The organism is Caulobacter sp. AVps18 (genome assembly GCF_058681425.1).
Map to the genome: position 1 here is coordinate 956,703 of NZ_CM178737.1, position 25,586 is coordinate 982,288.

The following is a 25,586-nucleotide window of genomic DNA, read 5'->3' on the forward strand; positions in this document are numbered from 1 at the left end:
CTGTCTCAGTAGCTTTCGTCGTGGCGCTTGATCGCCGTACGGATGATCTCGGCGGTTTCTTCCAGATCGGCCCAGCCGGTGATCTTGGTCGACTTGCCCTTTTCCAGATCCTTGTAGTGCTGGAAGAAGTGGGCGATCTGCTCGGTGAGGATCACCGGCAGGTCACGCCAGCTGTTCACACCCGTATAGAAGGGGTGCAGCTTGTCGACCGGCACGGCCAGGATCTTTTCGTCCGAACCGGCTTCATCGACCATCATCAGCGTCCCGATCGGACGGCAGCGGATGATCGCGCCCGGCACCACCGGGGTGGGGCCCACCACCATGATGTCGGCGGGGTCGCCGTCGTCAGCCAGGGTGTGGGGAATGAAGCCGTAATTGGCCGGATAGAACATCGCGGTATGCAGGAAGCGGTCGACCATCAGGGCCCCGCTTTCCTTGTCGATCTCGTACTTCACCGGCTCGCCGCCCTGCGGGATTTCGATGATGGCATTAAGGTCGTAAGGCGGGTTCACGCCCGTGGCGATCTTTGAGAGGTCCATTGTGACTCTTCTTGAGGAGAGGCCCGAGGAGGCGGCCCTGCGCGGGCGTCTGTATAGGCCACAATTGTTGCGGTGCGAAAGAGGCGGCTTCGCATTGACCCAGCGCTAGCGCCTCGGCAAGTTGCAACTCAAACGGGGGATTGTGGATGTCGAACGACTTTAAGGGGTTTGCCGCGACAGCGGTGCCGCTTTCCAGAACGCCGCTCGGCATCATCGCCCTATTCATCGTACTAATTTATGGCTTCGCATGTTTATTGACAGGCTTGAGTTCGGGCCTCTCTTTCTATGAGCGCATCCCGCTAATCTACTTTGCGGTAATTTTTCCAGTCATTGTACTCTGCCTTTTCGGCTTTCTCGTCGTCAAATATCCAGACAACCTCTATGGTCCGAGTGACTATAAGGATGAGCAGAACTACATTCAGATGCGGCAACTGGCTAAAGCGGCGGCATCACTCGCTGTAGCGTCATCGCAGCGTGATGGAGCGGGCGCCAATCTTCAAGTGAACATTGAGCAGGCCGTCAATAGCGTAGAAGCGATCCGAAATTCACGCCGAGCGAAGACTCAATGTGTACTTTGGGTAGATGACCGGCCTGAAAACAACAAACATGTCATCGACGCATTTCATGCCGTCGATATCGAGGTTGTTCTGGCACTCAACACCAACCAGGCTTTGGAATTGTTGGGCTCGAACAGCTATTCAGCGATTATATCTGACATGGGCCGAAAGGAGGGGCCGACCGAAGGTTATGTCTTACTGGAGGCGGTTCGCAAGAATGGCGACAAGACTCCATTCTTTATCTTCGCAGGGTCCAATCTCAAGGAACATCGCGATGAGGCAGTGCGGCGAGGCGCACAGGGTTCGACTAATAGCGCCAACGAACTTTTCATGAGCGTCACTAAGGTCGCGCTTGGTACTTGATCGCCTCGGTCCACAGCCCCCCTGAGGGGGGCTTCCACCGGCCCGAACATCGCGCTATAAAGCCCTCACATCGTCCGTCAGCGCTGCTAGCGCTTTCGAGCGGCGGCCCGAAAGGCTGCCGCTTTTTCTTTGGCTGTTTGGCGCCCGCGCCCGATGGCCCCCAGTTTCGAGTAGAGAACAGCCCGTGCGCGGCAAGACGCAGGAAGACAAGGATCTGATCGAGCTGCTCGATCCCGTGGCGCAATCCGTGGGGTACGAGATCGTCCGCCTGCGCCTGATGGGCGGGGCCGAGACGCGGCGTCTTCAGATCATGGGTGAACGTCCCCTCCTCGAGGACGGGACCGGCGGCGACATGAACGTCGAGGATTGCGCCAAGCTGTCGCGTGCGATCTCCGAAGTGATGGATGCAGCCGACCCGATCACCGGCGAATATACGCTGGAGGTCTCCAGCCCCGGCGTCGACCGTCCGCTGACCCGCCTGAAGGACTTCGACACCTATGCCGGCCTTGAGGTCCGCATCGAACTGGACCGCGTGGCCGAGGGCCGCAAGCGGTTCAAGGGCGAGCTGGCCGGCGTTGAGGATGGCCAGGTGGGCCTCAACCTTGAGGGCGAGGACGACACCACCGTCTATTTCCCGTTCGAGTGGCTGGTCGAGGCCAAGCTGGTCCTGACCGACGCCCTGATGAAGCGCGGTGCCGACCAGCGCGCCGCCCGGGTTGCGGCGGACGGCGAAGGCGCTGACCAAGACGAAGACGATTTCGGCGACGACGCCGAAGACGAAGATTTTGACCTGTCCGAAAGTGAAGAGGACTGACCATGGCCATCGGCATTTCAGCCAACCGGCTCGAGCTGCTGCAGATCGCTGATGCGGTCGCGCGCGAAAAAGGCATCGAGAAGGAAGTCGTCATCGAGGCGATCGAGGACGCCCTGCAGAAGGCGGCTCGCGCCCGTTACGGCGCCGAGCACGACATCCGGGTGAAGATCGACCCCAAGACCGGTGAGACCTCGCAAAAGCGCATCATCACCGTGGTCGGCGACGACCAGGAGATCGAAGGCGAAATCGGCCAGGTCCAGCTGTCGATCGCCAAGCGCACCTGGCGCGACGCCGAGATCGGCAAGGTCTATGAAGAAGACCTGCCGCCGTTCGAGATCGGCCGCGTCCAGACCCAGATGGCCCGTCAGGTCGTCATGCACAAGGTTCGCGAAGCCGAGCGCGAGCGCCAGTACGACGAGTACAAGGATCGCGCCGGCGAGATCATCAACGGCAGCGTCAAGCGCGTCGAATACGGCAATGTCATCGTCGACCTGGGCCGTGGCGAAGGCATCATGCGCCGCGACCAGTCGATCCCGCGCGAGAACTTCAACGTCGGCGACCGCATCCGCGCCTATATCTACGACGTGCGTCGCGAGACCAAGGGCCCGCAGATCATGCTGTCGCGCGCCCACGGCGGCTTCATGGCCAAGCTGTTCGCGCAGGAAGTGCCGGAAGTCTATGACGGCGTCATCGAGATCCGCGCCGTGGCGCGCGACCCGGGCTCGCGCGCCAAGATGGCCGTGATCTCCAATGACGGCAGCATCGACCCCGTCGGCGCCTGCGTCGGCATGCGCGGCTCGCGCGTGCAGGCGGTGGTGGCCGAACTGCAGGGCGAAAAGATCGACATCATCCAGTGGTCCGAGGACGAGGCGACCTTCATCGTCAACGCCCTGGCCCCGGCCGAGGTCTCCAAAGTCGTCATGGACGAGGAAGACGAGCGCGTCGAAGTCGTGGTGCCCGATGAGCAGCTGTCGCTGGCCATCGGCCGTCGCGGCCAGAACGTCCGCCTGGCTTCCCAGCTGACCGGCTGGCAGATCGACATCATGACGGAAAGCCAGGAGAGCGAGCGCCGTCAGAAGCAGTTCACCGAGACCACGGCCCTGTTCCAGGAAGCCCTGGACGTGGACGAGGTCATCGCCCAGCTGCTGGTCACCGAAGGCTTCGCCGCCGTGGAAGACGTGGCCTATGTCGAGCCGCACGAGATCGCGGCCATCGAGGGCTTCGACGACGAGACCGCCGAGGAACTGCAGGCCCGCGCCCGCGAATTCCTCGACAAGGAAGCCGCCGCCCTGGACGCCAAGCGCGTCGAACTGGGCGTCGAGGACAGCGTGCTCGAGATCGAAGGCGTCACCCTGGCCATGGCTGTCGCCCTGGGCGAAGGCGATGTGAAGACCGTCGAGGATCTGGCCGGTCTGGTGCCTGACGACATGCGCGGCTGGTTTGAAACCAAGGACGGTGCCCGCGTTCGCGAGCCGGGCATCCTGGAAAGCTTCAACCTGTCGCCCGAAGACGCCGAAGCGCTGATCATGCGCGCCCGGATCGTCATGGGCTGGGTCGAGGCCCCGCCGGAACCGGAATACGAAGAGGTCGAGGAAGAGGCCGAATTTGTCGAGGGTGAAGCCGAGGCGGATGCCGAAGCCGAGCCTGACGCCGAAACGCCGGCCCAACCGGCCGAAGAGACGCAGGACTAAGAGACGCTTCGGCCCTTCCGGCATTCCGGGAGGGCCGAGGTCTTTCAGAGCCTCATGAACCAAGAGCCCCTCGATACACCCGCTGATGGGGTCGACGTTCCCGTCGATCTGCCCATCGACCCCAATGCGCCCAAAACCCATGCCGAGGCTTCGCGCCGACGCAAGGACGTGGTGCTGGGCGAAGCGACCGACGAGGCGCGGCTGATCCGCTTCGTCGAGGGCCCGGGCGGGATCGTGGTTCCAGACCTGGCGCGCAAGCTGCCGGGGCGCGGCATCTGGGTCGGTGCCGACCGGGACTCGATCACGACAGCGGCCAAGAAGGGCCTGTTTTCACGCTCGGCCAAGACCAAGCTGACGGCCCCCGGCGACCTTGCCGACCAGGTCGAGACCTTGCTCGTCAGGCGGGTCCTGGACGGCCTGGGCCTTGCACGGCGGTCGGGAAGCATTATCTCGGGCTTTGAGAAAGTGGTCGCCGCGCTCAATTCCGGCAAGACCGCCTGGTTGATCGAGGCGTCGGACGGCGCCGACGACGGTCGCCGAAAGATGCTTACCGCTGTCTACAAGGCCCCGAACACACCAAGAATCTTCGGGATGTTCACTTCCGACGAATTGGGTTTGGCCTTGGGCGGGGAGAATGTGATACACACGGCGCTTCTTGCCGGTCGCGGCACTGATCGCTGGACTTTGGACGTCGAGCGGTTATCAGGCTTTCGCCCGCTCTTCCCTCCGACCTGGTCGGCGAGTTGGCGCGCGGAGCGCTAGGGTCTTTCGATTGAACCGGTTTGGCCGGTCTGATCGCAAGGCTCTAGAATCTTTGAGGTGGAGCGCGACCTTCGGGTCGGGCCCGTGAGTGAAGGGTCGGGAAACGCGCTGTCTTCGTGACAGTACGTCCAGGCCCCTTTCTCACATGGACGAACGGTTTTTGGCCGGGCATCGCCTGGCGGAAGTACAAGCGAGCGCATGAGCGACGAGAACGATAACGGTCGGCCCGGCACCCCAGGTGGGCGCGCGCCCATCACACTGAAGCCCCGCCAGGGCTCGGTGAGCGCCGGCGTGGTGAAGCAAAGCTTCAGCCACGGTCGCACCAAGACGGTAGTGGTCGAAACCAAGCGGACACGCCCCCACGCGGCGCCTTCGGGCAATATGGCGGCGCCGTCTTCGGCCGAGCGCCGTTACAGCAACGATCCGCGCCCTTCCCAGGGCTCGGGTGGTGGCGGTTCCGCCGGCGGCCTGTCGCAGGACGAGATGCGTGCGCGTCAGCGCGCCATCGAGGCCGCTCGCGAAACCCAAGGCCGCCAGGCTGCGGATCGCGCCGCCGCCGCCGAGGCCGCCGCTCGCGCGGCTGAGGCTGCCGCCCGCGAAGCCGCCGCCAAGGCTGCCGCTGCCGCAAATGCTGCGGCTGCCGCAAAGGCCGCTGCCGAGCCTCCGCCCGCTCAAACCCCTGCGCCCGTCGCGCCGGTGGCTCAGGTGCCGGTCGCACCGACGCCTGTCGCCCCCGTGGCGGCTGCGCCTGCGCCGCAAGCGCCCGTCGCGCCCCCGGCCCCCGTGGCTCCGCCCGTCGCCGCTGCGCCCGTCGCGCCGCGCGCCGAAGCGCCGCGTCAGGACGGTCCGCGTCCTGCGCCGGGCAACCAGACCCGGACCTACGAGCCCAGCCGCGACCGTCGCGATGATCGCTCGTCGACCACCACCTATCGGCCGCCGGCCGGCGAGCGTCCGCCCCAGGGCGAACGTCCACAAGGTGATCGTCCGCAGCCTGACCGTCCGTTCAACCAGCGCGCTCCGCGCCAGGACGGCCCCTACAATCAGCGCGCCCCGCGTCCGGAAGGTGCCGGTGGTCCGCCGCGCGGTCCCCGTCCCGAGGGCGGCTTCCGCAACGACCGCCCGCAAGGCGACCGTCCCCAGGGCGATCGGCCCCAGGGTGATCGTCCGCAAGGCGACCGCAATCAGGGCGACCGCCCCACCCAGACCGTCCGCTATTCGGCGCTTGCGCCGCGTCCGGCTCCCGGTGCCCGTCCAGGCCCCGGTGGTCCGCCGCGCGGTCCGCGCCCCGGCGCTCCGGCCGCCGCTCCGGCGACCCCGGAAGTCCAGCGCGCCATGCGCTCGGCCCCGCGTCCCGGCGGCGAAGTCAGCCGCAGGCCCGATGACGAGGACGATCGCCGCAAGGCCGCCGCCCCCGGCAAGGCCGTGTCGCGCGCCAAGGGTGCTCCGGTGCGCCGCGAAGGCCGCCTGACCATCCAGACCGTGGCCGGCGACGGAGACTCCGCCGACCGCATGCGTTCGCTGGCCTCGGTTCGCCGGGCCCGCGAGCGTGAAAAGGAAAAGCGCCGCGGCGGTCCCGCCGAGGTCGTCAAGGTCGCCCGCGAAGTCGTCATCCCCGACGTCATCACCGTGCAGGAGCTATCCAACCGGATGGCCGTGCGCGGCGTCGAGATCATCAAGTTCCTGATGCGTCAGGGCGTGATGCTGAAGATCAACGACGTCATCGACAATGACACCGCCGAGCTGGTGGCGACCGAGTTTGGTCACACTGTGCGCCGCGTGTCGGAAGCCGACGTCGAAGAGGGCTTCATCGGCGCCGAGGACATCGACGATCACCTGGAGTCGCGGCCCCCGGTGGTCACGGTCATGGGTCACGTCGACCACGGCAAGACCAGCCTGCTGGACGCGCTGCGCAAGGCCGATGTGGCCAGCGGCGAGCACGGCGGCATCACCCAGCACATCGGCGCCTACCAGGTTCGCCTGGAAAGCGGCGACAAGGTCACCTTCCTTGACACCCCCGGCCACGCCGCCTTCTCGCAAATGCGGGCTCGCGGCGCCAACATCACCGACCTGGTGATCCTGGTCGTGGCCGGCGACGACGGCGTGATGCCCCAGACGGTTGAGGCGATCAAACACGCCCGCGCCGCCAACGTGCCGATCATCGTTGCCGTCAACAAGATGGACAAGCCGGGCTCGGACTCGACCCGCGTGACCAACGAACTGCTGCAACACGAGATCGTTGTGGAAAGCCTGGGCGGCGAAACCCAGATCGTCGAAGTCTCGGCCAAGACCGGCCAGGGCCTGGACGAACTGATCGAGCGCATCCTGCTGCTGGCCGAGGTCATGGACCTGAAGGCCAACCCCGACCGCACCGCCGACGGCGTGGTGATCGAGGCCAAGCTCGACAAGGGTCGCGGCGCGGTCTCCACCGTGCTGGTCAATCGCGGTACGCTCAAGCGCGGCGACATCGTCGTGGCCGGCAGCCAGTTTGGCCGGGTTCGCGCCCTGCTCAACGAGCGTAACGAGCAACTCACCGAGGCTGGCCCCGCCACTCCGGTCGAGATCCTCGGCCTGGACGGCGTTCCCTCGCCCGGCGACACCTTCGCCGTCGTGGAAAACGAAGCCCGCGCTCGCGAGCTGACCGAGTACCGTATCCGCCAGAAGCGCGAGAAATCGATGCATCCGGTCGGCGCGGGCGCCACCAGCATGGCCGACATGATGGCCAAGCTGCAGGACAAGAAGTTCCGCGAACTGCCGCTGGTCATCAAGGCCGACGTGCAGGGTTCGGCCGAGGCGATCATCGGCTCGCTGGACAAGATGAGCACCGACGAGGTCCGCGCGCGGATCATCCTGTCGGGCGCCGGCGCGATCAGCGAAAGCGACGTCATGCTGGCCAAGGGGGCCGGCGCGCCCCTGATCGGCTTCAACGTCCGGGCCTCGGCCCAGGCGCGGGCGCTGGCCGAGCGCGAGGGTGTCGAGATCCGCTACTACGCGATCATCTACGACCTGCTGGACGACATCAAAGGCGTGCTCTCGGGCATGCTGGCGCCAATCCAGCGCGAAACCTTCCTGGGCAATGCCGAAGTGCTGCAAGCCTTCGACATCTCCAAGGTCGGCAAGGTCGCCGGTTGCCGCGTCACCGAAGGTGTCGTGCGCAAGGGCGCCAAGGTCCGGATCATCCGTCAGGACATCGTGGTGCTCGAACTGGGCACCCTGCAGACGCTCAAGCGCTTCAAGGACGAGGTCAACGAAGTCCCGTCCGGCCAGGAGTGCGGCATGATGTTCGCCGGCTTCCAGGACATCAAGGTCGGCGACACCATCGAGTGCTTCACCGTCGAAGAGATCAAGCGCCAGCTCGACTAGGGCTTGCGGCTTGACCTAAACTATCGGAAGGGCGCGGATCGCAAGGTCCGCGCCTTTTTCGTTTGGGGGGATGATCGTGGATAGCGAGATCGTCGGCCATCAGCTGCAGGAACGACAGCCGATCCCTGGTCTATCTGGGCCGTGGCCGCGCTGGGGGTCGTGACCTGTATCGTAGGGGCGTCCAGTTTCGTCTGGCTGACTGGCGCGTTGCTGCTCGGGATCGCAGGATGGTTTCTGTTTCTTTTAGTCGCAGGGCCTGATCAGCTACGTTTGTCCTTCACACGCTTATCTAAAGGCGGATCCGGCATCCGCGAACCACAAGCGATCTAATGAAAGGTGGGGTTATCGCTACGCACCTTGTGAAAGGTCATATGTCGAATCGCGTTTCATAAATGGCAAGGACACGCTAGACTCGTTTCACTGGAACGAGTCCTGTCATGTCACCCTGCATCCCTGACGAACTGCCGCTCACGAACCTGAACTGGCGCGCGCTGTTGCCGCTCATCGGCAAGGCCAACGGTGCCTTGGCCCGATACGACGGGATGTTGCAGACCCTGCCCAACCCGGCCGTGCTGCTGTCGCCGATCACCGTCAACGAAGCCGTGCTGTCATCTCGGATCGAAGGCACCCAGGCGACTCTTGATGAGGTTCTGGAGTTCGACGCGGGGCTCCGTGCCGACGACGCCCGGCTGGGCGATATTGAGGAAGTCTCCAACTACCGGGTCGCGGTCCAGGTGGCCGAACAGGCGCTGACCGAGCGCCCGCTGTCGTTGTCCCTGATCAAGGGCGTCCACCAGCGGCTAATGCAAGGCGTGCGAGGCCGCGATAAGGAGCCCGGCGCGTTCCGCACGGATCAGAATTGGATCGGCCGCCATGGCGACCCCATGGAGCGTGCGCGATTTATACCGCCAAGCCCGCTTGTCCTTCCTCAGGCGCTGGAGGCCTGGGCGGCCTATCTGCGTTCGGATGACGAGGACCCGATCCTGCAAGTGGCCATCGCCCACGCACAATTCGAGATCCTTCACCCTTTCAAGGACGGCAACGGGCGCATAGGACGCATGCTTATTCCGCTGCTGCTCTTTCAGCGCCGGGCGCTGTCGCGGCCGATGTTCTACCTGTCGGAATACCTAGAGGCGAACAGAGACGGCTATTATGACCGGCTCCTCGCCATCACCAATGACGGCGACTGGCACGGCTGGCTGGAGTTCTTCGTCGGTGCCCTAATCTCGCAGGCGGAAGCCAATCTGGAGAAGGTGAAGGCCATCCGCGACCTCTACGAAGAGATGCGACGGCGCTTTATCGATGCCACGCGTTCGCAGTTTGCAATGAGCGCCGTGGACGCCTTCTTCATGCGCCCGGTCATTCCTGGGCCGGACTTTGAGCGCATCGCCGGCTTCAACAATCGGATCACCGCCAACGGCATGCTTCGTCAACTCGAAGCCGAAGGGCTGATTACACGGATCAGAGAAGGTATGGGCCGAACCCCCTCCGTCTATGCGATGCCTCGCCTGATCAACATCACTGAGGGAAGAGCCGTCCTCTAGGAGCTGTGGACTCTAGGGATTCCCGAAGGGTGCGAAGCGTGATTCAAGACTGTCTTTTGGGAGGCGGTCTTGGGTGTGATGGATCGTTTGGTGCTGAGTGACGCTGATTGGGACCGGATGTCTGGCCTGATCATCGGGCGTCCTGACCAGAAGGGCTCGACCGGCCGCGACAACCGGATGTTCGTCGAGGGCGTGTTGTGGATCGTGAGGACGGGCTCGCCCTGGCGCGATCTGCCCGAGGTGTTCGGCGATTGGAATAGCGCCTTCCGGCGGTTCAGTCGCTGGAGCCAGAAGGGCGTCTGGCGGCGGATCTTCGAGGCGATGTCGGGCGATCCAGACTTCGAATACCTGATCATAGACTCCACCATCGTCCGCGCCCACCAGCACGCTAGCGGGGCCAAAAAGGGGGGTCTGAAGATCAAGCCCTTGGACGCTCGCGCGGCGGACTGAGCACCAAGGTCCACATGGCCGTGCGAGGCCTGGGCCAACCAGTCCGGTTCATTCTCACGGCCGGGCAACGGGGAGACGCACCTCAAGCGGGTCCGTTGATCGAAGGCTTGCCGGCCAAGGTCGTCATGGCCGACACCGCCTACGATGCAGATCATCTGCGTCAGGCGATCACCGCCAAGGGCGCCGTCGCCGTCATCCCCAACAATCCTTCACGCGCTCAGAAATATACGCTCGACCCGCACCTCTACGCCCAGCGCCACCTCGTCGAGTGCTGCTTCAGTCGCCTCAAGCAGTTCCGCCGTGTCGCCACCCGCTTCGAGAAGACGGCGAGAAACTACCTCGCCGTCCTGCACCTCGCTGCCGCAATACTCTGGATGCGATAAGTGTCCACAGCCCCTAGGGCGTGTTCCGAAAAGTGGGAACCGGTTTTCGGAATGAAACGCGCGTGAAAACAAGAGACTAGAGCGGGCCTCGTGTCGGTATCCAGTTGGGTCAGAGATCCAACGATTGATCGACGACTCCCGCCACCCCGCGCCGTGAGCGCTGATCGCGACCCGTTTGGGAAACGAGCCTTCGCTGATCTTCCGATTGAGGGTCGATCGGCTCAGGCCCGTCCGTGCAACCACGGTCTTGAGGCGGACTATTCGGTCGAGGTCGGCCATCGCTACAAGCTCCACACACTGGGATCTCACCCTCTCCGCCGCCACGACTGAAAGGCCTAGCAACCCCACATCCGACCTGCGGACGCGGGCCACCTGCTCCCGCAAGGGGAGAAGGATCAGGCCCGGACTGGAAATCGCCCGATTTCGGCTCTACGCCTTAGACCATGCGTATCAGAACCCTGCTCGCCCTCACCCTCGCGGCCGCGTCCTTGAGCGCCTGCGCGACGGCTGACCGCTATGATGCGGCCGGCGATATCCATGCCCTGCTGACGGCGATCCGGGATCGTGACCGGGCCGCCTTCGATGCGCGGGTCGACCGTCAGGCCCTGAAGGGGCAGATCGAGGCGCGGCTGATGGCCGAGGCCCGCAACCGCAAGGCCGACAACAGCCTGATGGCCGTGGCCGCCGTGCTGGCCGGGCCCGTGGCCGATGTGGCGGGTGAGGCCCTGATCCGGCCCGAGACCTTTCGCGCCGCCGCCAACTATTACGGCTACACGCCCGACAAGCCCCTGCCCGGCCGCATCGCCATCGCCGCCGCCCTGCGCCCGGCCGGCGACGGCAAGGTCTGCGCGGCCAAGAAGGACGGCCCCTGCCTGCTGACCTTCACCCGCGAAGGCTCGGTCTGGCGGCTGAGCGGCTTTGACGCCTCGGCCGCGACCCTGAATTTCAAGCGATGAGGCCGGCGGTTCTCGTCGCCCTGGCGGCCTGCGTCCTGGCCCCGGCCACCGCCCAGGCCGAGCGGCGGATGTTCTCGTATGACCCGATCTCGCCCGACGCCAAGCGCCTGACCGGGGCGGGGCTGACGGTCCTGTTCGAGCAGGGCCTGCTGGGCGGCGGCAAGCCCATCAAGGTGCTGGCCACCGGGGTTCCCGCCCAGGGCCTGCTGATGAAGGCCCGCGACAGGGACCTGGGTCCCCGGGGCCTGGCGGGCCTGGCCGGTGTCGACGCCGACGCGGCGCTTTACGAAATCGACCCCAAGGCCGAGCAGGGCCGGATCTATGTCCGCGCCTTCTGCCCCGGCGCCACCCGCCTGTGGCTAAGCTTCAGCCCCATCGCCCTGCGCCGCGACCTGCGGGTACAGGCGCTGGGCGATGATCCCAAGTCCCCCGGCCAGGTCCGCGTCTGCGGCACGCTGGACTTCTCCTGGCGCGGCGAGTGGAAACTGCCCGGCGGCAACCGTCCCGATCCGCTGGAAGACTGGACCGACACGCTAAACGGGGTGCGGTAGGGGGCCCTTTAAATCTTGTCATCCCGGAAGCCTCGCAGAGGCTATCCGGGACCCAGGGGCAACCGCAGTGATGGCGGCCCCTGGGTCCCGGCTCTCCCCCCGGCTTTCGCCGGGGTCCGGCCGGGATGACAAGTTGGGCGGCGGAGGCTTGTCGATGGCCCGTTCGACAGCCAAGCTCGCCTCAACAAAAAAGGGGGCGAAACATGACCGACGCGCTGGAGGGTTTCACCCGCTTCGAGTTCGACGACGGCCGCTGGACGCGCGAGGTCTACCGGATGGGCACCGGCCCCGCCGTCATCGTCATTCACGAGATGCCCGGCCTGCACCCCGGTGTTCTGGCCTTCGCCCGCGACGTGGCCGCCGCCGGCATGACGGTCTTCTGCCCCAGCCTGTTCGGCGCGCCCGCGAAACCGCTCAGCCTCGGCTATGCCCTCGGCGAGATCGCCAAGACCCTGTGCGTACGCCGCGAGTTCACCGCCTGGGCCACTGACCGTTCCAGCCCGATCGTCGACTGGCTGCGGGCCCTGGCCCGTCAGGCGCACCAGGAGTGCGGCGGCAAGGGCGTCGGGGCGGTGGGCATGTGCTTCACCGGCGGTTTTGCCCTGGCCATGATGACCGAGCCTTCGGTGGTGGCGCCGGTGATGTCGCAGCCCTCACTGCCGTTCGGCGGCAAGGGCAAGGGATCGCTGGCCTGCTCGGCGGCCGAGATCGCCTGCGCCCGCACCCGGTTCGAAACCGAAGACCTCTCGCTGATGGCCCTGAGGTTTACCTCCGACAAGCTGGTGCCCGACGCCCGCTTCGAGACCCTGGAGCGCGAGTTCGGCGACCGCGTCGAGATTGTCGAGCTGGCCGACGCCGACGCGGCCCAGGGCGTGCCGATGGCCCCGCACTCGGTGTTGACCCTGCACCTGAACCGCGCCGATCCGCTGGGGCCGACCATGCAGACCCGCGACAGGGTGATCGCGTTTTTCAAGGCGCGAACGGGGGCGTGAGCAGAAGATGCTCCCCCTCTGGGGGAGCTGTCGGCAAAGCCGACTGAGGGGGCCATCCTGGCCGATACCGCGCTGCCCCCTCCGGCCCTTCGGGCCACCTCCCCCAAAGGGGAGGATCACTGCCGCTCTGGACTTATCCCCCCCACAGGCCTAGACACCGCGCCTTGCATTTTTCCCCGCGCTCCGGTGTTCGATCCGCCGGCCGGGCCTTAAGGACTTCGCGCCATGAAGCGCCATACCGACAAGTCACCCAAGGCGGCGCCGACGGGGCCGTCGCAACGCCAGCTGCGCGCCGGCGAACTGATCCGCCACGCCCTGGTCGAGATCCTTCGCGAGGAGGACCTGCAGGACCCGGCCCTGCTCAACATCTCGGTGACCGTCACCGAGGTGCGGATGACACCCGACCTGCGCCACGCGGTCTGTTTCGTCGAGCCCCTGGGGGCCGGCATCGCGCCCAAGATCAACCGCGAAGCCTCGTCGGCGTCGCGGATCGCCGTCGAATATGGCAGCCCCGAAGTGGTGGTCGCCGGCCTCAACCGCGTGGCCAAGTTCCTGCGCGGCCGGCTGGGCAAGACCATCGACATGAAGTTCACGCCCGACCTGAAGTTCATCCACGACGAGAGCTTCAACTCGGCCGCCTATATGGACCGCCTGTTCGACAACCCGGTGGTGCAGCAGGACCTGCGTCGCCTGTCCGACGTCGTGGGCGACGAGGACTGAGCATGGCCCGCCGCAAGAAGGGCGACGCCATTTCGGGCTGGATCTGCCTGGACAAGCCCTATGACCTGACCTCGACCAGCGCCGTCTCGCGCGTGCGCCGGGCGTTCAACGCCCAGAAGGGTGGTCACGCCGGCACGCTGGATCCTCTGGCCACCGGCATCCTGCCCATCGCCCTGGGCGAAGCCACCAAGACGGTTCCGTTCCTGATGGATGCCGACAAGGCCTATCGCTTCACGATCCAGTGGGGCCGCAACACCACCACGCTGGACCGTGAGGGCGAGACGACCGGCACGTCGGACGTGCGTCCGACCCGCGAGCAGGTCGAGGCCGCCCTGCCCGCCTTCATCGGCGAGGTCGACCAGATCCCGCCCAACTTCTCGGCCATCAAGGTGGATGGCGAGCGGGCCTATGACCTGGCCCGCGACGGGGTTGAGTTCGAGCTGGCGACCCGCAAGGTCAATATCCACGCCCTGCGCGTGGTCGAGGTGATCGACGCCGATCACATCGTGCTGGAGATGGACTGCGGCAAGGGCACCTATGTCCGCGCCGTGGCCCGCGACCTGGCGGCGATGCTGGGAACCTGCGGCCATGTCGACCAGCTGCGCCGCACGCGGGTGGGCCGGTTTGCCGAGGATGCGGCGATATCGCTGGAAACTCTTGAGAATTTGAGCTATGAGGCCCGCCTGTCGGAGGCATTACTTCCGGTCGAGACCGCGCTGGACGACATCCCGGCGCTGGCCGTGACCGATGAAGACGCCTTCCGGCTTGCGCAGGGACGCGCCATCGTTCTGCTCCCAAGGCAGGTTGAAACGCTGAAAACCGAGCTCGCGCCCGGTGATCGAACCGTTTCCGCCATGTCGGGAGAGAGGTTGGTGGCCCTGTGCGAGATGCGCGCCGGACGGCTCAATCCGGTGCGGGTCTTCCAACTCACCTGAGCGGAGACAACCCGATGTCGATCACTGCCGAGCGCAAGACCGCTCTTATCGCCGAACACGCCCGCACCGAGGGTGACACCGGCAGCGCCGAAGTCCAGGTCGCGATCCTCTCCGAGCGCATCGCCAACCTGACCGAGCACTTCAAGACCCACAAGAAGGACAACCACAGCCGTCGTGGTCTGTTGATGATGGTTTCCCAGCGTCGCAGCCTCCTCGACCACCTGAAGAAGTCCGATGTTGGTCGTTATACGACCCTCATCGAAAAGCTGGGTCTGCGCCGCTAGTTTTGGCGCAGTCGGCCGCCTCGCTCACGCGGGGCGGCCGAACGCTTTTATGGAGCGTGACAGTCGAAAGTGGATTCCGGTTTCGACGCCCGTCACGCGACCAAGTTTAGAGGCTCTCGTTTCAAGACAGGCTGAGACGAGAGTTGCTGCTGATCCGCCTCGCGCGGGTCTGGATGGTAAGCCGGGGATCCATATTCCCGGACGCCTGTCGAACTGGATGAGGAAATCTCGGGACCGCCCTTTGGCCGCCCGCCCCTGTCCGTCCTGAAGGAAATGGGTCCTTCGGAACCGAAAGAAGCAAAAATGTTCGAAATCATGCGCAAGACGATCGAGTGGGGCGGCAAGACGCTGGTCCTCGAAACCGGTCGCATCGCCCGTCAGGCTGACGGTGCCGTTCTGGCCACCATGGGCGAAACCGTCGTCCTGGCCACCGCCGTGTTCGCCAAGAAAGCCAAGCCCGGCCAGGACTTCTTCCCCCTGACCGTCAACTACATCGAGAAGACCTATGCTGCGGGCAAGATCCCGGGCGGCTTCTTCAAGCGCGAAGGCCGTCCGTCGGAAAAGGAAACCCTGGTTTCCCGCCTGATCGACCGTCCGATCCGCCCCCTGTTCGTCAAGGGCTTCAAGAACGAAGTCCAGGTCGTCTGCACCGTGCTGCAGCATGACCTTGAGAACGATCCCGACATCGTCGCCATGGTCGCCGCCTCGGCCGCCCTGGTGATCTCCGGCGCCCCGTTCATGGGCCCGATCGGCGGCTGCCGCGTAGGCTACGTCAACGGCGAATACATCCTGAACCCGACGCTCGACGAGCTGAAGGAAAGCAAGATGGACCTGGTCGTGGCCGGCACCGCCGACGCCGTGATGATGGTTGAATCCGAAATCCAGGAACTCTCGGAAGAGATCGTCCTGGGCGGCGTCACCTTCGCCCACAAGTCGATCCAGCCCGTCATCAACGGCATCATCGAACTGGCCGAACACGCCGCCAAGGAACCCTTCGACTTCCAGCCGGAAGACACCGACGCCCTGAAGGCCGAAGTGAAGAAGGCCGTCGGCGCCGACCTGGCCGACGCCTACACCATCCGCGCCAAGGGCGACCGCGTCGCGGCCCTCTCGGCCGCCAAGGCCAAGGCCGTCGACACGTTTGCCAAGAGCGACACCAACCCGGCCGGCATCGATCCGCTGAAGCTGATCTCGGTGTTCAAGGAACTGGAAGCCGACATCGTTCGTCGCTCCATCCTCGACACCGGCATCCGCATCGACGGCCGCACCGTCGACAAGGTCCGTCCGATCCTGGGTGAAGTCGGCATCCTGCCGCGCACCCACGGCTCGGCCCTGTTCACGCGCGGCGAAACGCAAGCGATCGTCGTGGCGACCCTGGGCACCGGCGACGACGAGCAGTTCATCGACGCCCTGGAAGGCACCTACAAGGAATCCTTCCTGCTGCACTACAACTTCCCTCCCTTCTCGGTCGGTGAGACCGGTCGGATGGGCAGCCCCGGCCGCCGCGAAATCGGCCACGGCAAGCTGGCCTGGCGCGCCCTGCGCCCGATGCTGCCAGCCAAGGAAGACTTCCCCTACACCATCCGCCTGGTCTCCGAGATCACCGAGTCGAACGGCTCGTCCTCGATGGCCACGGTCTGCGGCGCCTCCCTGGCCATGATGGACGCGGGCGTGCCGCTGATCCGTCCGGTCTCGGGCATCGCCATGGGCCTGATCCTCGAGAGCGACGGCTTTGCCGTTCTGTCCGACATCCTGGGCGACGAAGATCACCTGGGCGACATGGACTTCAAGGTGGCCGGCACCAGCGAGGGTCTCACCTCGCTGCAGATGGACATCAAGATCGCCGGCATCACCGAAGAGATCATGAAGCAAGCGCTGGCCCAGGCTAAGGGCGGTCGCGAGCACATCCTCGGCGAGATGAACAAGGCGATGGATGCGCCGCGCGAAGAAGTCGGCGACTACGCGCCGAAGATCGAAACCATCACCATCCCGACCGACAAGATCCGGGAAGTGATCGGCACCGGCGGCAAGGTGATCCGCGAGATCGTCGCCACCACCGGCGCCAAGGTCGACATCAACGACGAAGGCACGGTCAAGGTTTCGGCCTCGGACGGCGCCAAGATCAAGGCCGCCATCGACTGGATCAAGTCGATCACGCAGGAAGCTGAAGTCGGCGCGATCTATGACGGCAAGGTCGTCAAAGTCGTCGATTTCGGCGCCTTCGTGAACTTCTTCGGCGCCAAGGACGGCCTCGTCCACGTCAGCCAGATCAGCAACGAACGCGTCGCCAAGCCGTCGGACGTGCTGAAGGAAGGCCAGATCGTCAAGGTCAAGCTTCTCGGCTTCGACGATCGCGGCAAGACCAAGCTGTCGATGAAGGTTGTCGACCAGGAAACTGGCGAAGACCTGACCAAGAAGGAAGCGGCGGCCGAAGAGGCGTAAGCCTTTTCAGCCCGGTTTTTCCGGACGGAATGCAGCGGGCGGCTCCGAAAGGGGCCGCCCGTTTTGCGTTTGGGGATTAGCGACGCTAGGTTTGAAGCGCATTTTTGGGGGACGTGAGCGTGATCGCGCGAGACCAGATGTTCGAGCCAATGTTGGCGGCCAATCCCTCGTTTCGAACGACATGGGATGAGTTTGTTGAAGAGTAGCGGGACGAATTGGAGCTTCCCCAATATCTCCTGCTGTCCGCCTTGGCCCGAGATCTAATCGCCAAGCTAGAAGGTGGAGATACCGCAGCTTTCCCAGCCATCTTCGCCGTCGTCGAGCGATGGCATGTCGAAGGCGACGACTATGTTCGCGAGGCTGCGGCGATTGGCCTTCTCGAGGGCCTGCAGAACCTGAATCTGCATACGCGGACCAAGCCGGAGCAGTTCGTTCCGTGGATGGAGCCGGTCAGCCGTCGCTACTGGGCCAAGGTGGAGGCGTTTTGGAAAGATGGCATCCTGATCCGCCACGACGACGTAATCATTCGGGTTCGCCAAAAGGCCAGAAAGGGCTTCTTCGGATGAGCATCCGCTCGGGATGCTTTCCCACCCTAAAACCCTTGGTGGAATTGGAGCTCTGGGGTCAGACCGTGTCAACGACGGCCCGGAGGGCTGCCCGTCTTGCGTTTGGGAGGGAGTGGGCTTGGCTGACTAGCGCAGATGCCCGGGGCTTGGCATGCTAAAGCGATGAAGATCGCCGGTACTGTCTCTCTTCAAGAACTTCGAAAGTTGGGATGGGCTCTGTGGGATCCACTAGGCTTAGACAGCATGGCGCCCATCGATGAGTACGACAGCTATTTGATGGGACTTGTCAGTCGGTTGCGACATGGGGCGAGCGATGAAGAAGCAAGCGCTTACCTGGTTAAGGTAGAGGCAGACCTTATGGGCATCGCCCCATCACCGGCAGTTGAAGCTGCACCACCGATTGTTGACGCGGTCAGAAGCTATCTGGAACAGTTCCCGCCAGGGCCGTTGAAGTTCCGTTGAGCGTCGCCCGCCGACCTCCAGGGTCGGTGCGATCCTTAGATCTCTTGGAGGCTGTAGCGTGCCGAGGCGTACAGGTCTGTCAAGGACGGCCCTCCGGGCCGCCGCGGCGCGGCGACGCGTGCGCGTCGTCCTTGAGAGACCTGTACGCCTCGGCGATCGTCTCGCCGTGAGATGTAAGGATGGCTGCGCCCGGGAGGGCGTGGGGGTGAGCGCCAAATCCCTCTTCCATAGGGAGAGGGAGGGGCCCGCCGCCGGAGGCGGTGGGAGGGTGAGGGGTTTCAGCGATTGCCGGATGGACCGGAATCCATGGGCGGTGGGCTCAGTTGACGGGGCTTTTTCGGGGCCTCTGCTTCGATCCTACCCTGTCCGGACACGGTGAAACCCCTCACCCTCCCACCGCTTCGCGGCGGGCCCCGCCCTCTCCCTTTGGAAGAGGGAAATTCGCGCTATCCCCGTTCTCGTATGGGCATAACGCCACCCCAAACCCAGCAAATTCAACGCCCTGACCCGCACCACCACCGTCACGATCAAAAATCGACGCACACCCCCGCAAACCGCCCCCATACTGCTTCTCGCCCCGCCACGGGGGAGGCCGTCCAGCTGGCGACCTGACGGGTGGCGGGGAGGGTCGAGCGGGAAGTGTCCCGTCGGCCGTCGTTTGAAGGCCCGGCAGGGTCTGGCGGAGCAGGACAGCCCAACGGGGCGCTGTGTTGAGGCCAGGCCGGGACCGCCGGGAACTCCCTTTGGCGACGCCCGCGAGACGCGACAGGTCCGGGCTGAAATCGCCTGGACGGCCCGGGGAGCGCCATCTCCCCGCCCGCCGGAGGCCTCTTTGGAAGCGGGTTAAAACCCCGCGCCCCGAAGGCTTTCGTCCACCGATCCTGCGGAGCGCTCCGGCCCAGGCCGAAACGGTACTCCACTACAAACACACTTCCGGGTTTGGCCCGGACGCTCCGCCGCCTCCCCACACTCTCCGGTGAAATTCCGGCGAGGGCGCGAACCTGCGTCGCGATGCTCTCGTGGCGGATCATAATCATTTTTGCGAATGATTATCATTGCGTCCGGATTGCAGCGTCGCTAAGAACGCCTCGCAATATCAGAAGGGGCGCGAGGGATCGTCGCCCGGCTGGGACAGGATTTTTCATGCGTAACCTCAAGACCACCGGCGTCGTCAGCCGCCCCCGTCGCGCCCTGGGCGCCGCCGCCGTGGCCGGCCTGGCCGGCCTGACCCTGGGCGGTGGCCTGGCCCATGCCGCCCCCGAGGCCGACGCCCCGATGGCGACCGCCGCCATGGCTGCGGCGATGCCGGACGACAGCACCGAGGTCTCCAGCGTCAAGATCGACGGCAAGAAGACCGCGCTGGACTCGCCCAAATACACCGCCAAGCCCCTGAACACCCCGCAGACCGTGACCGTCGTCTCGCGCGGCGTGATCGAGGCGCAGAACCTGCTGTCGTTGCGCGACATCCTGTCAACCGTGCCGGGCATCACCTTCGGGGCCGGCGAGGGCGGCGGCGGTTTTGGCGACAGCATCAACCTGCGCGGCTATTCGGCCAACAACGACCTGACCATCGACGGCGTGCGCGACAGCGCCCAGTACAGCCGCTCAGACCCGTTCAACCTGGAACAGCTGGAAGTCACCAACGGCGCCAACGGCGTCTATTCGGGCTCCGGCTCGGTGGGCGGCACCATCAACATGGTGACCAAGCGTCCCTCCCGCCGGGACTCGACCACCGTGACCGGCGGCGTCGGCACGGACGGCTATCTGCGCGCCACCATCGACGCCAACCATCTGGTCACCGACGACATTGCCGTGCGCCTGAACGCCATGGCCCACCAGAACGACGCGCCGGGTCGCGATGTCGAAAGCTTCGAGCGCTGGGGCATCGCCCCGTCGGTGACCTTCGGCGTCACCGGCCCGACCCAGTTCACGGTGCTCTATACCCACCAGGAAGACACCAATACGCCCCAGTACGGCGTGCCGTTCTTTAACGGACGCGCCCTGCCCGGCGTCGATCCGGCCAACTACTACGGCTACAGCAACCTCGATACCCAGGAGCAGACCCTGGATGTCCTGACGGGCATCATCGACCATGAGTTCAGCGAAAATTTCTCGGTGCGCAACCTGTCGCGCTACCAGAAGGTCAGCCAACTGATCGTTGTGGACGCGCCGCAGGGGACCTACTGCCTGGCCAACGGCCAGAAGCCCGTCGCCTGGAGCGCCACCAACACCACCGGTTTCACCGCCTGCCTGGCCAGCGATCCGGCCCCCGGCTTCTATCTGCCCAGCGGTCCGCGCGGCCGGCTGCGGGATTCTGAAAACACCCTGCTCTACAATCAGACCGATGCGACCCTGACCTTCGCGACCGGCGCCTTCAAGCACAGGCTGGTGGTCGGGGCGTCCTTCCTGGCCGAGGACTATCACCTGGACACGGGTGATATCACCCGAAACGCCAATGGGACGGCCGTCGCCCTGCCGGCCATGAACATAGCCGACCCCAACACCGTCTATGCGGGTCCGATCAACTATATCCGCTCCGGCATCCAGGACGGCCAGCGTCAGAACCAGGCGGTCTATGTCTTCGACAATGTCGAATTCAACGACAAGGTCTCGCTGAACTTTGGCCTGCGTTATGAACACAACGAGGGCGAGAACCGCACCGATGCCTATGCGACCACATCGACGGCGACCGTCGCCCTGGGCACGGTAACTCCCGGCGTCACCTTCCGCAACGACGAGGAACTGTTCTCCTATCGCTTCGGCCTGGTCTACAAGCCGGTGCCCAACGCCAGTCTCTATGTCGCCTATGGCAACGCACAGACCCCGTCGCAGGCTACGGTCAACGGCTCGGGTGCCTGCACCCTGGCCACCTGCACCGTCGATCCCGAAGAGGCCGAAAACATCGAACTGGGCGCCAAGTGGGACATCTATGGCGGTCGCCTGTCGCTGACCGGCTCGGTGTTCCGCAATGATCGCACCAACTACAAGGTCGCCTCGGGCGATCCGACGGTTCCCGACCAGCAACTGGACGGCAGCGCCCGCGTCGACGGCGTGGCCCTGGGTGCCTCGGGACGCCTGACCGCCAAGTGGTCGGTATTTGCCAACTACACCTATCTGGACAGCAAGGTTCTGCAGGGGGTTTCGGACCTCAGCGCCGCCCAGGGCCTGGACTACACCAAGGGCGACCCGCTCACGAGCGTGCCCGACCACGCCTTCAGCCTGTTCACGACCTATGACCTGCCGCGCGATATCCAGGTGGGTTACGGCCTGACCTATCAGGGCGAATACTATCTGACCCAGCATGTGGCCGGTGCCTCGGCAGGGGTGCGCAGCACCTTCCCGCTGGTCACGGCGCAGGACTATTGGGTGCATCGCGCCACGGTGTCCTGGAACGTGAACCGCGCTCTGGAACTGCGCCTCAACGTCAACAACCTGCTGGATGAAGAATATTACAGCCGCGGCCGCAACAATGGCTGGGCGACCCCTGGCGATCGTCGCAACGCCACGATCACCGCCAACTATCGGTTCTGATCCTCCCCCGTGTCAGATCGATAGCGCCCCGTTCGAGCCTGGAGGCTCGGGCGGGGCTTCGTCTTTTCCGTCGCCGCCGGCGGGTGCTAGCGACTTGAAACCAATGCCGCTTTATGGGCTTGAAACGATCCCGGTCGAGGCGGACGGGCTCTGGAGACCGCGACGATGATGCTGCAGATCCCGCAAGTTCTGACCAAGGACCAGGTGGCGCAGTGCCGGGCGATCATGGACGCCGCGCCCTGGGTCGACGGCAACAGGACCTCTGGCTTTCAGGCGGCCCTGGCCAAGCAGAACCAGCAACTGCCGCAGGAGGGCGAGGCGGCCCGCACGGTGGGGGCGGTGATCCTCAAGGCGCTGGAGAGCCATCCGCTGTTCATCTCGGCCGCCCTGCCGCGCACCACCCTCTCGCCGATGTTCAACCGCTATGGCCAGGGCATGGGCTTTGGCGACCACATCGACAATTCGGTGCGCCGCGATCCGGTGACCGGCCAGACCCTGCGCACCGACCTGTCGGCAACGCTGTTCCTGAGCGAACCGGACGACTATGACGGCGGCGAACTGGTGGTCGATGACCTCTATGGCAGCCATACCGTCAAGCTTGGGGCCGGCGACCTGATTCTCTATCCGGCCTCAAGCCTGCACCATGTGACGCCGGTGACGCGCGGCGTTCGGACAGCCAGTTTCTTCTGGATCCAGAGCCTTGTGCGCGAGGACGCCCGGCGCGCTCTGCTGCTGGACATGGACATGGCCATCCAGCGCCTGTCCCAGGCCGTAGGCCCGACCGATCCTTCGATCCTGACCCTGACCGGGACCTACCACAACCTGCTGCGCCAGTGGGCCGAGGTCTGAGGCCCGCTTTCCGAGCACCGCGATCGGCGAACATTGATACGGAACGACAACCGGAAGTTTACTCTTGGGCCCCACCATCCGTCGCGAAACCGACCGGAGTCTGAATGTCCGCTGCGCAGCCTTCCGACGCGACCCTGATCGCGCCGTCGCCGTTTGGCGAGGCGGAGGCCGCGCGCTGGTTCTTCGAGAACGCCAACGACCTGTTCGCGGTGATCTCCCCGCAGGGGCGATTCGTCAGCGCCAATCCGGCCTGGACCACCCTGACCGGCTGGACGCAGGATGAGCTGATCGGCCGCCAATGCGCCGACTTCGTCCATCCCGACAGCCACGCCGAGCTGATCGAGACCGGCCGCCGCATTCGCGACGAAGGCTCAGCCATCAACCGGCTGCGGGTGCTGTGCAAGGACGGCTGCTCGGTCTGGCTGGAAGGGCGCTCACGGCGCGGCCCCCAGGGCGAGATGGTGGGAACCCTGCATGACGTCTCGGCCCGGATCACGGCAGACCGCACCCGGGAGATGCTGGCCGAGGCGGCCGGCATCGGGGTCTGGAGCTATGATCCCCGCACCGAGACCCTCGACTGGTCGCCCGACGCCCTGACCCTGGCTGGCCTGCAGCCCGCCGAGGTCGCCACGGCGGACCAGATGCTGGAACGCCTGCCCGCCGACCAGCGCGATGCGTTCAGGGCGCAGATCCATAATGCCGTACGGTCGGGACAGCCTGGCGTGGTCGAGTTTCGCCTGCGCGGCGCCGACGACGGCTGGTTCACCTTCCGCTCGACCTTCCGGGCCGAACCGCTGGGCTGTGGGCTGTTCATGCTCAAGGGCATTTCCCAGAACATCACCGACGTGGCCCGCAGCCGCGACGCGGCCCTGTGGGGCGAGCGCCATGCCCGGCAGCTGGTCGAGGAAGCCCCCTTTGCCGTGGCGGTCTATGATCTGGACCTGAAGCTGCGGGTGGCCAGCCCGCGCTTCCTGAAGATCTTCAAGGCCCATGAGACGGAGATCATCGGCCGCTCGCTGCATGAGCTAACCCGAGGCATGCGCCAGCGTTTTGTCTCGGCTGTCACCCGGGCCCTCTCGGGCGAGGTCGTCACCCGTCGCGAGGATCGCCTGGAGGACTCCGAAGGCGTCGAGCATTCCCTGCGGTGGGAAGGTCGCCCCTGGCGCAATGCCGAAGGCGAGATCGTCGGCGTGATCACCTATCTGGACGACGTCACCGCTCTGGCGACGGCGCGGCGCGAGGCGCGGGCCAACGCCCGGCGGCTGAAGATCGCCCTGGGGGCGGCGCGGGCCGGGGTTTATGAGATCGACCATGCCGGCCGGGCCTTGTGGGGCTCACCCGAGTTCCACCGCATGCTGGGCCGCAAGGTCACCTATGACGACGTTCGCGAAGCTGTCTGGCCGATGATCCATCCCGAGGATCGCGCGACGATCCTCGCCTCGACCGACGCCTGGAAGCGTACCGGGGCCTGGGACGCGTCGTCGATCGATGCGCGGCTGGTCTCGCCCTCGGGCGAAGAACGCTGGATGCGGATCTTTCACCAGGTGCGCAGCGACGCCGGCGGCCGGGTTCGCAAGGCCTTTGGCCTGATCCTCGACATCGACGAAAAGAAGCGCGCCGAACTGGCCCTGGTCGAAGCCGAGCGCGCCGCCCAGGCCGCCAGCGAGGCCAAGGCCCAGTTCCTGGCCAATATGAGCCACGAGATCCGCACGCCGATGAACGGCGTACTGGGCGTCTTGCACCTGCTCAAACGCCAGGCGCTGCCGGCCGACGCCAGTGGCCTGCTGGACGAGGCCCTGGCCTGCGGCAAGATGCTGTCGACCCTGCTGGACGACGTCATCGACATCTCGCGTATCGAAGCCGGCAGGCTGGAGATCCATCGCGAGCCGGTCGATCCGCGTGAACTGCTGGGCAGTGTGGCCCGCCTGCTGTCGAGCCAGGTCGAGCACAAGGGTCTGACGCTGAAGATCGACGCCCCGGACATGGGCTGGATCGATACGGATCCCACCCGCCTTCGCCAGGCGCTTTTCAACCTGATCGGCAATGCTGTGAAGTTCACCCTGAAGGGCTCGGTGATCGTTCGCGCCCGCCGTATCGAACGCCCGACCGGGCCGCAGATCACCTTCGAAGTGATCGACACCGGGGTGGGCGTGCCTATGGCGGCCCAGACGCGCCTGTTCGATCGCTTCGAGCAGGGCGACGCCAGCACCACCCGGCGCTTCGGCGGCTCGGGCCTGGGCCTGGCCATCACGCGGCGTCTGGCCGAAATGCTGGGCGGTGGGGTTTCCTTCCTGTCCGAGCCGAATGTCGGCTCGTGTTTCACCCTGACCATCGCCGCCCCGCCGGTCGCGCCTGTTCAGGCCGTCCAGCCCGCGGCCGACGAGATCCTGTCGGGTCTGCGCATCCTGCTGGTCGAGGACAATCCCACCAACCAGATGGTCGCCTCGCGCATCCTGCAGCAACTGGGCGCCGTGATTTGCACCGCCGACGACGGCCTGGCCGGAGTCGAGGCCGCCAGCATGGCCCCGTTCGACCTCGTACTGATGGATGTCCAGATGCCCGGTATCGACGGGCTGGAGGCCGCGCGCCGCATCCGGGCCCTGCCTGGGCCGGCCAGCCGAACGCCGATCATCGCCCTGACCGCCAATGTCATGGTCCACCAGCAGGCGAGCTATCGCGCCGCCGGCATGGACGGGGTGGCCGCCAAGCCCATCGTGCCGGCCGCCCTGATCGCCGAGATCCTGCGCCTGGCCGATCTCGAGCCGGATACCGCCGTCGCCTGAGTTTCCCCCGCCGTCGAACCGCGCTAAAGCTGGCGCGAAAAATCGGGGGAAA

20 protein-coding genes and 1 pseudogene are annotated in these 25,586 nt (G+C 65.3%); 19 read left to right on the plus strand and 2 right to left on the minus strand.

Annotation, left to right across the window (positions count from 1 at the left end; genetic code table 11):
• Positions 1-5: 5 nt before the first annotated feature.
• Complete coding sequence (ppa, locus tag ACW179_RS04605; protein ID WP_492063126.1) at positions 6-539, minus strand: inorganic diphosphatase; 534 nt, start codon at positions 537-539, stop codon at positions 6-8.
• A gap of 146 nt (positions 540-685) precedes the next feature.
• Here ppa and ACW179_RS04610 point away from each other — a divergent pair, with 146 nt between their 5' ends.
• The 7 genes from ACW179_RS04610 (at position 686) to ACW179_RS04640 (ending at position 10,463) form a co-directional block, all read left to right on the plus strand.
• Positions 686-1,459: a response regulator gene (locus ACW179_RS04610; RefSeq protein WP_492063127.1), complete on the plus strand. Its 774-nt coding sequence runs from the start codon at positions 686-688 to the stop codon at positions 1,457-1,459.
• 184 nt (positions 1,460-1,643) lie between these two features.
• Positions 1,644-2,273 carry a ribosome maturation factor RimP gene (gene rimP, locus ACW179_RS04615; RefSeq protein ID WP_492063128.1) on the plus strand — a complete coding sequence of 210 codons (630 nt, stop codon included), beginning with the start codon at positions 1,644-1,646 and terminating at the stop codon, positions 2,271-2,273.
• A 2-nt stretch (positions 2,274-2,275) separates the two neighbouring features.
• Positions 2,276-3,964 carry a transcription termination factor NusA gene (nusA, locus tag ACW179_RS04620; protein ID WP_492063129.1) on the plus strand — a complete coding sequence of 563 codons (1,689 nt, stop codon included), beginning with the start codon at positions 2,276-2,278 and terminating at the stop codon, positions 3,962-3,964.
• A gap of 54 nt (positions 3,965-4,018) precedes the next feature.
• A complete protein-coding gene (locus ACW179_RS04625) occupies positions 4,019-4,726 on the plus strand; it encodes an RNA-binding protein (protein WP_492063130.1) in 708 nt (235 codons plus the stop codon).
• 198 nt (positions 4,727-4,924) lie between these two features.
• Complete coding sequence (gene infB, locus ACW179_RS04630) at positions 4,925-8,086, plus strand: translation initiation factor IF-2 (RefSeq protein ID WP_492063131.1); 3,162 nt, start codon at positions 4,925-4,927, stop codon at positions 8,084-8,086.
• 437 nt (positions 8,087-8,523) lie between these two features.
• On the plus strand, positions 8,524-9,630 hold the full coding sequence (locus tag ACW179_RS04635) for a Fic family protein (RefSeq protein ID WP_492063132.1): 1,107 nt from the start codon (positions 8,524-8,526) through the stop codon (positions 9,628-9,630).
• Between the two features lie 69 nt (positions 9,631-9,699).
• Positions 9,700-10,463 (plus strand): IS5 family transposase gene (locus tag ACW179_RS04640; protein ID WP_492059466.1). Its coding sequence is split into 2 segments (ribosomal slippage): positions 9,700-10,035 and positions 10,038-10,463, totalling 762 coding nucleotides; the frame shifts between segments, so codons are not numbered across the junction.
• Between the two features lie 123 nt (positions 10,464-10,586).
• On the opposite strand, the pseudogene ACW179_RS04645 reads toward ACW179_RS04640, so the two are convergent.
• Positions 10,587-10,742: pseudogene (locus ACW179_RS04645) on the minus strand (helix-turn-helix transcriptional regulator); the annotation flags it as partial.
• Between the two features lie 164 nt (positions 10,743-10,906).
• Here ACW179_RS04645 and ACW179_RS04650 point away from each other — a divergent pair.
• The 12 genes from ACW179_RS04650 to ACW179_RS04705 all read left to right on the plus strand — a co-directional run bounded on the left by ACW179_RS04650 (position 10,907) and on the right by ACW179_RS04705 (position 25,534).
• Positions 10,907-11,419 (plus strand): DUF2939 domain-containing protein, encoded by a 513-nt coding sequence (locus ACW179_RS04650; RefSeq protein WP_492063133.1) that lies wholly within the window; start codon positions 10,907-10,909, stop codon positions 11,417-11,419.
• Positions 11,416-11,970 carry a hypothetical protein gene (locus tag ACW179_RS04655; RefSeq protein WP_492063134.1) on the plus strand — a complete coding sequence of 185 codons (555 nt, stop codon included), beginning with the start codon at positions 11,416-11,418 and terminating at the stop codon, positions 11,968-11,970. Before ACW179_RS04650 ends, ACW179_RS04655 begins: the two co-directional genes overlap by 4 nt.
• 203 nt (positions 11,971-12,173) lie before the next feature.
• A complete protein-coding gene (locus ACW179_RS04660; protein ID WP_492063135.1) occupies positions 12,174-12,962 on the plus strand; it encodes a dienelactone hydrolase family protein in 789 nt (262 codons plus the stop codon).
• Positions 12,963-13,187: 225 nt separating this feature from the next.
• Positions 13,188-13,682, plus strand: coding sequence for a 30S ribosome-binding factor RbfA (rbfA, locus tag ACW179_RS04665; protein ID WP_492063136.1), 495 nt, complete (start codon positions 13,188-13,190; stop codon positions 13,680-13,682).
• Between the two features lie 2 nt (positions 13,683-13,684).
• Positions 13,685-14,617, plus strand: coding sequence for a tRNA pseudouridine(55) synthase TruB (gene truB / locus ACW179_RS04670; protein WP_492063137.1), 933 nt, complete (start codon positions 13,685-13,687; stop codon positions 14,615-14,617).
• A 14-nt stretch (positions 14,618-14,631) separates the two neighbouring features.
• Positions 14,632-14,901: a 30S ribosomal protein S15 gene (rpsO, locus tag ACW179_RS04675; RefSeq protein ID WP_099446642.1), complete on the plus strand. Its 270-nt coding sequence runs from the start codon at positions 14,632-14,634 to the stop codon at positions 14,899-14,901.
• Between the two features lie 303 nt (positions 14,902-15,204).
• Positions 15,205-17,343 (plus strand): polyribonucleotide nucleotidyltransferase, encoded by a 2,139-nt coding sequence (pnp, locus tag ACW179_RS04680; protein WP_492063138.1) that lies wholly within the window; start codon positions 15,205-15,207, stop codon positions 17,341-17,343.
• A gap of 215 nt (positions 17,344-17,558) precedes the next feature.
• Positions 17,559-17,909: a DUF7674 family protein gene (locus tag ACW179_RS04685; RefSeq protein ID WP_492063139.1), complete on the plus strand. Its 351-nt coding sequence runs from the start codon at positions 17,559-17,561 to the stop codon at positions 17,907-17,909.
• A gap of 243 nt (positions 17,910-18,152) precedes the next feature.
• Positions 18,153-18,371, plus strand: coding sequence for a hypothetical protein (locus ACW179_RS04690; RefSeq protein WP_492063140.1), 219 nt, complete (start codon positions 18,153-18,155; stop codon positions 18,369-18,371).
• A 1,143-nt stretch (positions 18,372-19,514) separates the two neighbouring features.
• Positions 19,515-21,902 carry a TonB-dependent receptor gene (locus ACW179_RS04695; protein WP_492063141.1) on the plus strand — a complete coding sequence of 796 codons (2,388 nt, stop codon included), beginning with the start codon at positions 19,515-19,517 and terminating at the stop codon, positions 21,900-21,902.
• 165 nt (positions 21,903-22,067) lie between these two features.
• Positions 22,068-22,751 (plus strand): Fe2+-dependent dioxygenase, encoded by a 684-nt coding sequence (locus tag ACW179_RS04700; protein ID WP_492063142.1) that lies wholly within the window; start codon positions 22,068-22,070, stop codon positions 22,749-22,751.
• A 104-nt stretch (positions 22,752-22,855) separates the two neighbouring features.
• Positions 22,856-25,534 carry a PAS domain S-box protein gene (locus ACW179_RS04705; protein WP_492063143.1) on the plus strand — a complete coding sequence of 893 codons (2,679 nt, stop codon included), beginning with the start codon at positions 22,856-22,858 and terminating at the stop codon, positions 25,532-25,534.
• Positions 25,535-25,586: the final 52 nt, after the last annotated feature.

What these genes read in the sequence shown, in the direction of transcription:
- ppa (WP_492063126.1), bottom strand. Translation starts at nt 539, where the DNA reads ATGGACCTCTCAAAGATCGCCACGGGCGTGAACCCGCCTTACGACCTT.
- ACW179_RS04610 (WP_492063127.1), top strand. Translation starts at nt 686, where the DNA reads ATGTCGAACGACTTTAAGGGGTTTGCCGCGACAGCGGTGCCGCTTTCC.
- nusA (WP_492063129.1), top strand. Translation starts at nt 2,276, where the DNA reads ATGGCCATCGGCATTTCAGCCAACCGGCTCGAGCTGCTGCAGATCGCT.
- ACW179_RS04625 (WP_492063130.1), top strand. Translation starts at nt 4,019, where the DNA reads ATGAACCAAGAGCCCCTCGATACACCCGCTGATGGGGTCGACGTTCCC.
- infB (WP_492063131.1), top strand. Translation starts at nt 4,925, where the DNA reads ATGAGCGACGAGAACGATAACGGTCGGCCCGGCACCCCAGGTGGGCGC.
- ACW179_RS04635 (WP_492063132.1), top strand. Translation starts at nt 8,524, where the DNA reads ATGTCACCCTGCATCCCTGACGAACTGCCGCTCACGAACCTGAACTGG.
- ACW179_RS04650 (WP_492063133.1), top strand. Translation starts at nt 10,907, where the DNA reads ATGCGTATCAGAACCCTGCTCGCCCTCACCCTCGCGGCCGCGTCCTTG.
- ACW179_RS04655 (WP_492063134.1), top strand. Translation starts at nt 11,416, where the DNA reads ATGAGGCCGGCGGTTCTCGTCGCCCTGGCGGCCTGCGTCCTGGCCCCG.
- ACW179_RS04660 (WP_492063135.1), top strand. Translation starts at nt 12,174, where the DNA reads ATGACCGACGCGCTGGAGGGTTTCACCCGCTTCGAGTTCGACGACGGC.
- rbfA (WP_492063136.1), top strand. Translation starts at nt 13,188, where the DNA reads ATGAAGCGCCATACCGACAAGTCACCCAAGGCGGCGCCGACGGGGCCG.
- truB (WP_492063137.1), top strand. Translation starts at nt 13,685, where the DNA reads ATGGCCCGCCGCAAGAAGGGCGACGCCATTTCGGGCTGGATCTGCCTG.
- rpsO (WP_099446642.1), top strand. Translation starts at nt 14,632, where the DNA reads ATGTCGATCACTGCCGAGCGCAAGACCGCTCTTATCGCCGAACACGCC.
- pnp (WP_492063138.1), top strand. Translation starts at nt 15,205, where the DNA reads ATGTTCGAAATCATGCGCAAGACGATCGAGTGGGGCGGCAAGACGCTG.
- ACW179_RS04690 (WP_492063140.1), top strand. Translation starts at nt 18,153, where the DNA reads ATGGCGCCCATCGATGAGTACGACAGCTATTTGATGGGACTTGTCAGT.
- ACW179_RS04695 (WP_492063141.1), top strand. Translation starts at nt 19,515, where the DNA reads ATGCGTAACCTCAAGACCACCGGCGTCGTCAGCCGCCCCCGTCGCGCC.
- ACW179_RS04700 (WP_492063142.1), top strand. Translation starts at nt 22,068, where the DNA reads ATGATGCTGCAGATCCCGCAAGTTCTGACCAAGGACCAGGTGGCGCAG.
- ACW179_RS04705 (WP_492063143.1), top strand. Translation starts at nt 22,856, where the DNA reads ATGTCCGCTGCGCAGCCTTCCGACGCGACCCTGATCGCGCCGTCGCCG.